At 71.6% G+C, this 12,420-nt stretch carries 11 protein-coding genes and 1 tRNA gene; 6 read left to right on the forward strand and 6 right to left on the reverse strand.

All coding sequences use genetic code 11. The features are described 5' to 3' along the window. On the forward strand, positions 1-774 hold the full coding sequence (locus tag WMF43_RS22670; protein ID WP_437683213.1) for a hypothetical protein: 774 nt from the start codon (positions 1-3) through the stop codon (positions 772-774). Positions 775-807: 33 nt separating this feature from the next. Beyond that, positions 808-2,013, forward strand: a complete 1,206-nt coding sequence (locus tag WMF43_RS22675) for a pseudouridine synthase (RefSeq protein ID WP_437683214.1) — start codon at positions 808-810, stop codon at positions 2,011-2,013. Here WMF43_RS22675 and WMF43_RS22680 read toward each other — a convergent pair. Further along, entirely contained in the window at positions 1,925-3,088 is a 1,164-nt protein-coding gene (locus WMF43_RS22680) for an AAA family ATPase (RefSeq protein ID WP_437683215.1), read from the reverse strand. The genes WMF43_RS22675 and WMF43_RS22680 overlap by 89 nt on opposite strands. Between WMF43_RS22680 and WMF43_RS22685 the strand changes: the two genes are divergently transcribed. Then, positions 2,972-3,298: a hypothetical protein gene (locus tag WMF43_RS22685; protein WP_437684290.1), complete on the forward strand. Its 327-nt coding sequence runs from the start codon at positions 2,972-2,974 to the stop codon at positions 3,296-3,298. The genes WMF43_RS22680 and WMF43_RS22685 overlap by 117 nt on opposite strands. Positions 3,299-3,308: 10 nt before the next feature. Here WMF43_RS22685 and WMF43_RS22690 read toward each other — a convergent pair. Next, positions 3,309-3,383, reverse strand: a tRNA-Gly gene (locus tag WMF43_RS22690). Positions 3,384-3,848: 465 nt separating this feature from the next. Here WMF43_RS22690 and WMF43_RS22695 point away from each other — a divergent pair. Further along, the gene (locus tag WMF43_RS22695) at positions 3,849-5,078 is read left to right on the forward strand and encodes an FHA domain-containing protein (RefSeq protein WP_437683216.1); all 1,230 of its coding nucleotides are present in this window, start codon (positions 3,849-3,851) and stop codon (positions 5,076-5,078) included. Between the two features lie 97 nt (positions 5,079-5,175). Here WMF43_RS22695 and amrB read toward each other — a convergent pair whose 3' ends face one another. Further along, on the reverse strand, positions 5,176-6,360 hold the full coding sequence (gene amrB / locus WMF43_RS22700; RefSeq protein WP_437683217.1) for an AmmeMemoRadiSam system protein B: 1,185 nt from the start codon (positions 6,358-6,360) through the stop codon (positions 5,176-5,178). Between the two features lie 224 nt (positions 6,361-6,584). Between amrB and WMF43_RS22705 the strand changes: the two genes are divergently transcribed. Continuing rightward, positions 6,585-7,184 (forward strand): YkgJ family cysteine cluster protein, encoded by a 600-nt coding sequence (locus WMF43_RS22705; RefSeq protein ID WP_437683218.1) that lies wholly within the window; start codon positions 6,585-6,587, stop codon positions 7,182-7,184. A gap of 62 nt (positions 7,185-7,246) precedes the next feature. Here WMF43_RS22705 and WMF43_RS22710 read toward each other — a convergent pair whose 3' ends face one another. After that, on the reverse strand, positions 7,247-9,421 hold the full coding sequence (locus WMF43_RS22710; protein ID WP_437683219.1) for a RelA/SpoT family protein: 2,175 nt from the start codon (positions 9,419-9,421) through the stop codon (positions 7,247-7,249). A 181-nt stretch (positions 9,422-9,602) separates the two neighbouring features. Between WMF43_RS22710 and hemW the strand changes: the two genes are divergently transcribed. Next, positions 9,603-10,850, forward strand: coding sequence for a radical SAM family heme chaperone HemW (gene hemW / locus WMF43_RS22715; RefSeq protein WP_437683220.1), 1,248 nt, complete (start codon positions 9,603-9,605; stop codon positions 10,848-10,850). Between the two features lie 69 nt (positions 10,851-10,919). Here the strand turns inward: hemW and WMF43_RS22720 are convergent, their stop codons facing one another. Continuing rightward, positions 10,920-11,666 (reverse strand): carbon-nitrogen hydrolase family protein, encoded by a 747-nt coding sequence (locus WMF43_RS22720; RefSeq protein ID WP_437683221.1) that lies wholly within the window; start codon positions 11,664-11,666, stop codon positions 10,920-10,922. A gap of 136 nt (positions 11,667-11,802) precedes the next feature. Continuing rightward, a complete protein-coding gene (locus tag WMF43_RS22725) occupies positions 11,803-12,222 on the reverse strand; it encodes a response regulator (protein WP_234023919.1) in 420 nt (139 codons plus the stop codon). Between the last annotated feature and the right edge of the window lie 198 nt (positions 12,223-12,420).

Consider the following 12,420-nt stretch of genomic DNA (forward strand, 5'->3'; position numbering starts at 1 on the left):
ATGACGAGACAAGAGCTCTTCGCGCTGGCCGCGCTCGGCCTGTTCGGCGCAGCCTGCGGCTCGGATCCGGGGTTCGAGGGCACGAAGGCGCCCAAGGTCGAGGCAGCCCGCAGGCCGGACGGCAGCATCGACGATCGGTCGATGTGCGACTGGAGAGGCAAGAGCGACCGCGAGGCGAGCGAGACCGCGGGCCCGGGGGCGATCCAGCCCAACGTGAGGCGGGTCTGGCAGATCGTGGGCACCGGCGAGGAGCGCCACAAGGCGCTGGTCTGCCGCGAGATCGACACCAACTTCGACGGGGTGAAGGACGTCGTCCGCCGGTACAACGAGAAGGGCGAGAGCCTGCACGAGGAAGCCGACTCGAACTACGACGGCCGGATCGACACCTGGATCACGTTCGCCACCGGACGGCTGGCCGAGGTGAGGATCGACGCCGATCGGGACGGCAACCCCGACGAGTGGAAGTACTACAGCGGCGGCAAGCTGGCGCGCATCAAGCGGGACACGAACCGCGACGGCAAGGCGGACGTCTGGGAGATCTACCGCATGGGCCGGCTCGAGCGCATGGGCGTCGACCTCGACGCCGACGAGCGCGTCGATCGGTGGGATCACGACAATGAGGTGCGGCGCCGCGTCGAGGACGAAGAGCGCAAGAAGGAAGAGCAGGCCGCGGCAGAGGCGGCCAGGAAGGCCGCGGAGGACCAGGCGGCGGCGGACAAGGCGAACGAGGGCGTGGACGGCGCGGACAGCGCGGAGCCCCCCAAGAAGAAGTAACGCAGCGCCGGGCGGCAGGTCCCGAGCAACACCATGGAAGAGCGTCTTCAGAAGATCATCGCGCGCGCCGGGGTCGCCTCGCGCCGCGCAGCGGAGGAGATCATCACCTCCGGGCGGGTGCGCGTGAACGGCCGCGTCGTCACGGAGCTCGGCCACAAGGCGGACCGGCAGAAGGACCGGATCGAGGTCGACGGCAAACGCATCGTCACCGAGGCGCCGGTCTACGTGGCGCTGCACAAGCCGCGGAACGTGGTCTCGACGCTGCGCGATCCCGAGGGGCGCCCGACGGTCGCCGACTACGTGCACGGGGCGGGCGCGCGGCTCTACCCGGTCGGCCGGCTCGACTTCGCGACCAGCGGCATCCTGCTCATGACCAACGACGGCGACTTCGCCAATGCGCTCCTCCACCCGCGGGGCGGTGTGCCGAAGACGTACGTGCTGAAGGTCCAGGGCGTCATGAGCGAGGACGACCTCAAGCCGTGGCGCGAGGGGATCCGCCTCGACGACGGCGTCACCCTGCCGGCCGAGGCGCGGCTCCTGCGCCACGAGGGGGACAAGACGTGGCTCGAGGTGACCCTGCGCGAGGGTCGCAATCAGCAGATCCGCCGGATGGGCGAGGCGACCGGCTGGCCGGTCATGCGCCTGGCCCGGATCACGTTCGCCGGCGTCACCTCGGAGAAGCTCCGGCCGGGGGAGTGGCGCGCGCTGACCGTGGACGAGCTCCTCAAGATCCGTGAAGAGTTCGGCGTCCCCAAGCGGATCCGCGGCGCGATGATGGGTGCGTCGTCCGGCCCGGTGGATCATCGCCGCGCCGCCGGCTCGGCGCGATCGAGCGCCAAGGCCCCGCCCCGGCCCGCCCCCGAGGCCGCTGGCAAGACAGCGCGGGGCCGGGCCCCCGCGGCGCGAGACGCTCGGCCGAGGACGAGCGCGCCCGAGCCGGGCGCGCTCAGCCATGGATCGGCTCGCTCGAACGTTCGCTCCAGGACGGGCGCGCCCGCGTCGGACGTGCCCCCTGCGGGCCCGGCGCGACCGAACGTCCGCGCTCGATCGAAGCCCACCACGGCGGCGTCGCCCGGTTCGGGCCCGGCCCGCCCGGACGTGCGGTCCCGATCGAAGGCCGCCGCGGGCGGCTCGCCCGGCCCGAGCCCGGCTAGATCTGCGCGAAGCGGCCGCTCCGAAACGACGCCTCGAGCAGCTGAGACACGCGCGCCTCGAGCTCGCGGGCCCGGGCGTCGTTGATGCCGGCGAGCGCCTGCTTGATCTCGCCGAGCGCCTTCAGCTGACTGAACAGCTGGACGTCGCCGAGCGCGGCGCCGCCGGTGAGGATCTGGCGGATGCGGTCGATCTCGGCGGCGAGCGCCTCGACGCCGACGCCGAGCGCGCCGACGCGGCGGCGGTCCGGGTGCTCGCGGAAGAACGCCTCGAGCACCGGCTGCACGATGCCCTCGAGGATCGCCGCCTGATCCTGGTTGTTCCAGATGTGCTTGAGGACGAAGAAGTCGCTCGTGTCGGTCGTCTGGCGGCCGTCGAGGTACGCGCTCGCGGCGAAGAGCTTGAGCATCTTCACGACCCGGCGATCCGAGAGCGATATCCCCTCGGCGCGGATCTGGAACACGAGCCCTTTGTAGGCTGAGAGGAACGCGTCGCCGAAGTTCATGCGCGCGCCGAACCCCCGGCCGAGCTCGGCGAGCTCGCGCGCCGCGACGAGCGGGCGGAGCGGCTCGCCCGCCATCTGCCGGATCTCCTGCTGGATGCCGCGCTGGAGCAGCTCGCTGAAGTGATAGGCGTCGAGGTTGTCGGACTGCACGCGCAAGAGGAAGCGGTCGAAGATCGCCGTCAGCGCCTCGTCGCCCGGCACCTCGTTCGAGGCCGCGAAGACGCTGATGAGCGGGCACCGGATCACCTGGCCGCCGCTCGAGAACTTGCGCTCGTTGAGCAGCGTGAGCAGCGCGTTCAGGATAGCGCTGTTCGACTTGAACACCTCGTCGAGGAAGACGATCTCCGCTTCCGGGAGCATGCCCGCGGTGTTCCGCCGGTAGACGCCCTCGCGGAAGGCGCCGATGTCGACGGGGCCGAAGATCTCGTTCGGCTCGGTGAAGCGCGTGAGCAGGTACTCGAAGTACTGGGCCTGCATCAGCTCGGCGAGCGTGCGGATGAGCGCGCTCTTCGCGGTCCCGGGCGGGCCGAGGAGCACGCAATGCTCCCCGGCGACGACCGCGATCATGAGCAGGCGGATGATCTCGTCTTTGCCGAGGAACTGCCGCTCGAGATGATGGGCAAGCAGGCGCAGACGCTCGTGGAGCGGAGCGGACATGAGGCGAACCGTCGTACCACAAGCCCGAAGGCCGGCGCAGCGATCGCCGCAGCGCTTCGCGTGTTGCCCGCGCCGCGCATGGGTCTTCGCGGCTCGCGGCGCGCCGAGCGCCGCGTCGACTCCGCGTCTGCGCCGCAGGACAAAATGCGAGAGGCCGATGGTTCACATCGGCCTCGCAGCGCTGCTCCGTGCAGCTCGGTGGTTGACTGAGCTTATCTAGTGGAGCGGGAGACGGGATTTGAACCCGCGACGTCAACCTTGGCAAGGTTGCACTCTACCACTGAGTTACTCCCGCAAGCGTCAATCGCTCGGTTCGGGCTCCTGCCTCGCAGCACCCGATTCGGTGCGCTCAGTCAGGAAGGCCTGAGCTAGGCGATTTCAACTCGCAGCGCATGTCAGAAAAATCCTGATTTGCGCCGGGTCATCGCCGGAGGTCGCCTCCGTCGATGCGTGGCGGATGAGTACCAATCGGCGTCGCCATAGTCAAGCGATCATGAACGAATCGATGAAACTTCCGTCGCCGGCAGGTTGCACGGCCGCTCTGGTCGAGTATTGTGTGGCCACTGCGAGCGAGGGGGCTCGCCAGGCACCGCGCTCGGTGCCCCACACAAAAGCCTTCGCGTTCGCGACAGCAGCACCGGGTGGCTCGGCTCTACCATCATAAGGGAGGCCGCCGCACGGCGCGCTCTTGGTTGGCCTGGGTCGACCAGGCAGGTCCTTTGGACTTGGGGGGATCATGAACGAACAGACTGCTTTGCGAGTGGACGTTGCGGAAACGGCGGCGCCGGCCATCCAGACGGAGTACCGGTCCGGCGTTCACGCCAAGCGACAGGATGACGACGGTGGTTGGGGGCTCGTCCTCGTCGGCTTCGACGGCCCGCCGCGCACCGTGAGCCTCATGGACGGCGCGGTGATCGGCAGCGCGGCGCGCGATGCGCGCATCGAGGGCCACGGGGTCGCGCCCGAGCACGCCAGGATCAGCGTCCGCTCGGATGGTTGCTACATCGAGGACATGGATACCCACGACGGCACGTGGGTGAACGGCGTCCGCGCCCGGCGCATCGGCGTGATGCACGGCGACGTGGTCCGGCTCGGCAATCAGCTCGCCGTGTTCGTCGAGCGGCACCTCGCGCTGTACGACGGCGCGCCGTCGCGGCTCGGGCCGCTCGTGTACGGCTCGAAGCAGCGCAAGGACTGGATCGATCCGGTGATGAAGCTCGTTCAGTCGGGCTCCAGCGTCTGTATCGAAGGCGCGCCCGGGGTGGGCAAGCGCACGCTGGCCCGCCTCGCCGCCGCGGTGCGCGAGGGCCTGGGCGAGACCCTGGTCCTCGACGGCAGCGCCGACACCAAGCCGGCCATCCCGCCCGGCGCGCGGCCGATGACCTGGCTCGTGATCGACGCCGATCGACTCCCGCGGCCGCAGCAGCTGGAGATCGCGCACTCGGTCGGCCGCTCCAGCGGCGTCAGCATCATCGCCACGACCGGGCAGCCGCTCGACCGGGCGGCCGGCGACGGGCGCGTGGCGCCGTGGTTCGCTTCGCTCTTCTCCGGCAAGCGGATCACGATCCCGACGCTCGAGATGCGGCGCGAGGACGTGCCGCTCATCGCGCGCGACATCGCCGAGCGCCACGGGATCGCCCTCAACCGCTTCACCCCGCAGCTCCTCGAGGCGCTCGTCCGCGCCGGCTGGCCGGGCGGCGTGCCGCAGCTCGAGGCGGCGATCGTCGCCGCGGCCGAGGCCGCGCCGGACGGCCCGCTCTCGGTCGCGCCGATCGCGGGGTCGCTCGCGCGCGGCCCGCGCATCAAGCCGAACCTCCCGCCGGCGACGGATCCGTCGCTCGCGCGCGCCCGCCTCGAGGACGCCCTCGCCCGGGCGAACGGCTCGGTCGCCTCGGCGGCGCGCGCCCTCGGCATGTCGCGGCAGGCGATCTACCGCGAGGCCGACCGGCTCGGCCTCGACATCGCGCGCCGCAGGGTCCCGCGCGGCTGAGCTGCTGATCCACGCCGCCACCGGGAGCCCCGGCGATGCCGAGGGCTCCCGTCGCGTCCTGCTGCGCGGTCGCACCCGCGCGCCGCAGCGCGACGTCTCAGTCGTAAAACCCGAGCGACGTGTGGCTGACGATCGATCCCTCCTCGGGATCGACGCACTGCTCGTAGTGGAGCATCTCTCCGCGCGACGACCGCGGGAGCGTCCGGAGCAAGGTGTAGATCGGGCCGAGCCCGCAGACGCGGCGGGTGCCGAGGTCCTGCGCGACGTCGGCGAAGAAGCCGGGCGGGTCGATCGACGTCGCGCGATCGATCGAGGCGCGATCGCGCTCGCGCAGCGCGCGCCGCTGGCGCTCGTCGAGCGGCGCGGGATCGCCGAAGCGCGGGCCGACGTGGGCGAGATCGGCCCCGGCGATCACGAGGACGCGGTCGCGGCGCTTCTCCAGCGCCTCGCCGAGCGCCCTCAGGAACGACTCGGCGCCGTCGTCCTGCGCGGGGTCGCGGCGCCGCGCCTGGCAGTCGGAGAGGCCGCAGAGGATGGGGACGATCGTCGCCGGGCGGTCGCCGAGGAGGTGCCGGACGAACACCGCCTGGAACTCGATCGAGTGCTCGTTCTTGTGCAGGTATTGCTCCTCCCGCACGTCGAAGCGGCTCCCGGCCGCGAGCTCCGCGATCATCTCGCGATCCGGGTCGAGCGGGCCGAGCGGCGTCGCGAAGGTCTTCTCGCAGACGGAGAACGGGCCGCGCATCGCGGCGTGCGACGTCCCGAGCAGCACGAAGGTGTCGACCTTCTCCAGCCCCGGCGCCGCCAGCGCCTGCTCCAGCGCGGCGTAGGCGTGCCCGTAGCCGACGGCCGCGCGCCAGAGATCCATGTGCGGCGCGCAGAGCCCGATCATGCGCCGCGCCGCGGCGCCGTCGCGCGACGCGCCGACCTGCGGCCGCGCCACCGCCAGGCACTGGCGCTCGATGAACTCCGCGAGCTTGAGCCGGTCGCCGTGGTACGCGCCGCCCGCGTGGGCCGCGATCCGGATCGGCGCCGCGTCGAACGATCCGACGACGCTCCGCCGGCGCGCGTGGAACCGCGGGCTGTCGAGCATCCAGGCGCGCTCCAGCTCGTCGGCCAGCTGCGCCACGTGGGCGGCGTCCACGCGGTGGCCCGTCGAGCGGGAGACGTCGCGCGCGATCTCGTCCACCGTGCGCCTGCCGTCGAAGCGCGCGAGCACCGCCGAGCTCTCGGCCGGCACGATCACGGCCGACGGCGCGATGCCCTCGGTGTCGCGCAACATCAACGCGCGGCCGCGGCGCTCATCCTGGACAATGACGACTTCTAGAGATCGAAGCTTCGGTCGCAGAAACGACATCTGGCACGAGAATAGCGCGTGCGCGCTCGTTGCGTAGCTTGGCAGCCCGCGTGGGGGCTGCCACAGTGCGGCCGCACGCCGATGCTCGCCGTCCGCAGGGGCCGCTCGCTCCAGAACGGACCGGCCCGGCAGCCTTCCCTTCCCTGCCCATGCGCCGGACCTCGACCTCCGACCCACGTCGCCTCGAAGCCGACCTGCTCGCCGAGCTCTCGGCCGTGTACCGGGAGGCCGAAGAAATCTTCCACGGCTGGAGCTGCCAGGCCTCGACCGAGTGCTGCCGGTTCGGCGTCACGGGGCGGGAGCCTTATGTCACGTCCATCGAGCTCGCCGCGGTGCGGCGCGCCATCGCGGCCCGCGGCGGCCCCCGCGCGCTCCAGGGGATCGTGCGCGCCGACGGGGGGCCCGCGGCGCCCGATGCTCAGGCGAAGGTCGACGGAAGCGCGGGCCGGCGGCGCGCGCTCCCGAACGTGGCCGAGCGGCGGTGCCCGATGCTCACCGACGCGGGCCGCTGCGCGATCTACGCCGCGAGGCCCCTCGGGTGCCGCACCTTCTACTGCGATCGCGCCTCCGCCGGAGCCCCGGTGCGCCACCACGACGTGACCCGGCTCGTCCGCAAGGTGCAGGAGGTCGCGGCGCGCCACGAGCCCGGCGGCGACCTCGGACGTCCGCTCACCCGCGCGCTGGCCGATGACGGCGCCGGCGTCGGCGGTGGGCCGTCCCGATCGAGCGGCGCGCGCCGCGCGCGGTGATCGCGCCCGCCGCGCGCGACGCTGGACGCGCCCGCAGCCTGCGCGCTCGCCGCGCCGCCGGCTCAGGTCCGCTCGACCGCCATCACGCCGGGGATCCGCTGCAAGCGCCGGATGACGCTCTTCAGCTGCGCGAGGTCCGAGCAGAGGAACGTGAACGTGTTCATCGCCCGCCCGTCGTCGCCCGCCCGGCAGGTCGCCTCGCTGATGTTGATCCCCTGCTCGTGGAACGTATGGCCGACCGTCGCGAGGATGCCCGGCCGGTTCGCGGTCATCACCTTGATCTGCACCGGGCGGTTGATCTTCGCGCGCGCGTCCCACGAGATCTCCACGCGGCGCTCGGGATCCGTGTCGAACGCCTTGGCGCAGTTGCGGCGGTGGACCGTGATGCCGCGGCCGCGCGTGATGAACCCGACGATCTCGTCGCCGGGCAGCGGGTTACAGCACTTCGTGTAGCGCACGAGCACGTCGTCGATGCCGTTCAGCCGGATGCCATGGCTGTCGCGCCCCGTGACCTTGCGGACGAGCGACTCGATCCGCCCCTCCTTGATCGACTCCGGCGGTGTCGTCGGGGTGCCCTGCTCGTTCTCCTTGGGGGTGGGCGAGAGGAACTCGCAGACCGCCCGCACGCTCACCTTGCCGTAGCCGACCGAGATGAACAGCTCGTCGGCCGAGGCGACGCCGAAGCGCTCCATCACCTTGCGCAGCTCGGCCTCGTTCTTCGTGAGGCGGCTCAGGCTCATGCTCCGCTGGTGCATCTCCTTCTCGAGCAGCTCACGGCCCAGCTTGAGCGACTTCTCCCGCTGCTCGGTCCTGAGGAAATTGCGGATCTTCGAGCGCGCGCGGCTGGTCGAGACGTAATCGAGCCAGTCCTTCGACGGGTGCTGGCTCGGGTTGGTCATCACCTCGACCACGTCGCCGTTCCGGAGCTTCGAGCGGAGCGGCACGATGGCGCCGTTGACCCGCGCGCCCGAGCAGTGCTCGCCCACCTTCGTGTGGATCGCGTACGCGAAGTCGATCGGCGTCGAGCCGCGCGGGAAGACGCGGACGTCGCCCTTCGGCGTGAAGACGTACACCTCGTCCTGGAACAGGTCGACCTTGACGCTCTCCAGGAACTCGGCCGGGTCCTTGAGCTCCTTCTGGAACTCCATCAGCTGGCGGAGCCAGCCGAACCGCGCGGCGTCCTTCGGATCGACGCCGCCGGAGTTCTTCTCCTTGTACTTCCAGTGGGCCGCGATGCCCTGCTCGGCCACGCGGTGCATCTCGTGGGTGCGGATCTGGATCTCGATCCGCTCGCGCCCGGGGCCGATGACCGTCGTGTGCAGCGACTGGTACATGTTCGGCTTGGGCAGCGCGACGTAATCCTTGAAGCGGCCGGGGACCGGGGTCCACTGCGAGTGGATGACGCCGAGCGTCGCGTAACAGTCCGCGACCGACTCGACGAGCACGCGGAACGCGATGACGTCATAGACCTGGTCGAAGTCGCACTGCTGCGCCTGCATCTTGCGCCAGATCGAGTAGAGGTGCTTCGCGCGGCCGGTCACGTCGACCGCGAAGCCCTGCTCGGCGAGCTTGGCCGACAGCACCTTCGAGACCTCGTGAATGTACTTGTCGCGCTCCTTCGCGGTCGTCTTGACCTTCTGCGAGAGGTCCGCCCAGGCCTCCGGCTCGATGTACCGGAACGACAGGTCCTCGAGCTCGCTCTTGAACCGGGCGATGCCGAGGCGGTTCGCGAGCGGGGCGTAGATCTCCATCGTCTCCCGGGAGATCCGGTCCTGCGCCTCGGGCTTCATGAACTCGAGCGTCCGCATGTTGTCGAGGCGGTCGCACAGCTTCACGAGCAGCACGCGGATGTCGCGCGCCATCGCCACCAGCATCTTGCGGAAGTTCTCCGCTTGCCGGTCCTCCTTGGAGGCGAAGTTGATCTTCGAGAGCTTCGTCACGCCGTCGACGAGGAACGCCACCTCCTCGCCGAAGCTGCTCTCGATGTCGGTGGTCGTCGCGAGGGTGTCCTCCACGACGTCGTGCAGGAGCCCGGCGCAGACGCTCGCCGTGTCCAGCTTGAGCTCGGTGATGATCGCGGCGACGCTCGCCGGGTGGGAGAAATAGGGGTCGCCGCTCTTGCGGGTCTGCCCTCGGTGCGCGTCCGCGCTGTAGGCGTAGGCCCGGGCGATGAGATCGACGTCGGCAGCCGGTTGGTAGGTTCGGACGCGATCGACAAGCTCCGTCAACGTCAGCATGAAGAGTTCGGCGGGCGCGACGCGCCCCCTCCCTTTTGCACGCTAACACCGCAATTTAGACCCCGCAATTGTGTCACCATGCGCGTGTCCGGCGCCGGGTAAGCGCGCCGGACACGCGCGCGGCGCCCGTCCGTTGAGCTCCGTTCGGCCCTCATCCCTTCCACCCTGGTCCATGGAATTCATGGAGCCGATCACCACCTACGTCCACTTCCCCTGGTGCCTGAAGAAGTGTCCCTACTGCGACTTCGTCTCGTTCGCGAAAGCGCGGGAAGCGATCGACCACCGCGGCTACGCTGACGCGGTACTGGCCGAGCTCCGCAAGCGCGCGGACGCGCTGGGCGAGCGCGAGCTCCGGAGCGTCTTCTTCGGCGGCGGGACGCCGTCCCTGTGGGAGCCGGAGGAGATCGGCAGGGTGCTCTCCGCGATCACCGCGGCCGCCGGCCGGCTCGCGCCCGATCTCGAGGTGACCGTCGAATGCAACCCGACCTCGCTGGACGAGCAGCGGGCACGCGCGCTCCGAGCGGTCGGGGTGAACCGGCTCAGCATCGGAGTCCAGGGGCTCGACGCCGAGCGCCTCCGGTTCCTCGGGCGGCTGCACGACCCGGACGGCGGCCTCGGCGCGCTCTCGGCGGCGCTCCGGTCCGGGATGCCGCGCGTGAGCGGCGATCTCATCTATGGTGTCGCGGTGGGGACCGCCGAGGCGGCGCGGGAGCAGCGCCCCGAGCACGCCGCCGCCGAGGCGCGCGCGGTGGCCTCGACCGGCGTGACGCACATCTCGGCGTACAGCCTCACGATCGAGTCCGGCACCTCGTTCGGCGAGCTCGCGCGCCGGGGTCGCCTGCCGCTCGCTGCAGACGAGGGCGTGGCGGACACGTTCTTTGCGATCGACGAGGCGCTCGAGGCGGAAGGGCTCGCCCACTACGAGATCTCGAATTACGCGAGGCCGGGGCACGAGGCGCGGCATAACCTCGGGTACTGGCGAGGCATCGATTACGTCGGGCTCGGATGCGCCGCCTTCGGGACGGTGTCGCGCCCCGATCCGCGCTGGGGCCTGCGATCGGCCGGCGCGGGAGACCGCGGCGCGGCGCCCGGCGAGGCGTTCGCGGTCCGGTACCGCAACCTCGCGAGCCCGGAGCGGTACATGGCCGCCATGGCCGAGGCGGGCGAGGTGATCCCGGTGGAGAGCGACGAGCGGCTCGACCCCGAGACCCGGCTGTCGGAGCGCATCATGCTCGGGCTCAGGCTGCGCGACGGGTTCGATCTCGAAGCAGCAGCGGCCGCGCTCGGGGTCCCGGCGTGGAGCCCCGCACGGCAGAAGGCCGCGGAGCGGCTCGAGCGCGCCGGCCGCCTCACGATCGACGGCGGGCGGCTCGCCGTCCCGAAGGCGGCGTGGGTCTTCGCGGACGGCATCGCGGCCGACCTGTTCTGAAGCGGCGCAGCGGCCGCGCGCGGCCCGGGCGCCGCGGTGGCGGCGGCGGGAGATCCGCGCCGCGCCCTCTCACGGGAGGCGCAACGTCGCGCGCACGACGCTCGGCCCCGGACCGGACGGCGCCGCCGCGAGCAGGCGCCCCTCGGCGTCGAGGATGCGCGAGCCCCCCTGGCCCGCGAGCGCCGGCCTGGACGGGCCCCAGTTCGCGTTCACGATCGCGACGTGATGTCGCCGGGCGAGCGCCGGGAGCAGCTCGGCGCGCGCGTCCCCCTCCCCGGGCGGATCGACCCAGGCCGTCGGAAAGAGCAGGAGGTCGGCGTCGTCGAGCGCGTCGCCCGCGTCCTCGGAGAGGAAGTGCACGTCGAAGCAGATCGCGGTGGTCACTCGCAGGCCGAGCAGGTCGAGGACCGGGGTCCCGAGATCGCCCGGAGCCGCCCAGCGCTCCGGGAACCACGGGTGGCGCTTGCGGTAGTGGCCGACGCGGCGCCCGTCGCGATCGAAGACGAGCAGGCTGTTGTAGAAGCGACCGCGGCCCTCCTCGACGAGCGGCCCCGCCAGCGCGACCGCGTGCCTGCGCGCGAGCTCGGCGAGGCCGCGCGCGGACTCGCCGTCGAGCGGCTCCGCGAAGCGGCGCAGATCGGCGGCGCCCCGGGGCGAGACGTAGCCCGTGAGGATGAGCTCGGGCAGCAGCACGAGCTCCGCGCCCGAGAGCGCCGGTGAGCCGAGCAGGCGACCGATCTCCGCGAAGACGGCCGGCGGGTCGCCGAAGCGCTGCGGCAGCTCGAGCGCAACCACATCGAGGGCGCGAGCGACCATCGGCTGCCCTAGCGGCCGCGCGCCGCGGCCAGGAGCCCGCGCGGCGCGATGGCGATGCGGTGAGGCGCGGGTCGCGCTGGGTCAGGCGCGGGTCGCGCTGGACGGAGCCCCTCGGCGGCCACCGGGCGTCCTCGGCTCAGCGGAGGTTCCGGGCCGCATGGAGCTGGTGCAGGCTCACGGCCAGGTCGACCTGGCGGCGCAGGTCCGAGGCGATCCACGGCTTGGTGATGATCCGGAACGTCGCGCTCTCCCGGGAGATCTTCTGGATCTGCTCCACGTCGGTCGGCGCACACACGAGCACCGGCACGTAGCTGAGCCCCTGCCGCCGCAGCTCGCGCAGCAGCGCGAGCCCGCTGAAATGAGGCATCCGGTAGTCCGCGACGACCACGGACGGCGGCTCCTTCACCGCGGCGGCGAGCGCGCGGCGCGGATCGCCGAAGGTGCGGACCTGGTAGCCGGAGCGGAGCGCCCGCTCCATGAGGTCCAGGTTGCTCTCCTCATCGTCGACGGCGTAGAGGAGCGTCCCTTGGCCCCGACCACTCGAAGGTGGCGGCATGCTGCCGGAATGCGGGGCATTGCCCATCGAGCGCGAGGGTATCAGACCTCGTTCTTCCGCACCACGCGCTCAAGCCGAAGTAATCCCGGTCGCCTGCCGGGGCGGCCCGGCGCACACGGAGCTCACCGCGCGCATGGCAGGGGCGGGCATCTCACGCGGCCAGACCGGCCGGACGCTGCCCTCGAGGTCGCTGCGGTT

The organism is Sorangium sp. So ce131, from assembly GCF_051519095.1.
GTDB lineage: Bacteria > Myxococcota_A > Polyangia > Polyangiales > Polyangiaceae > Sorangium.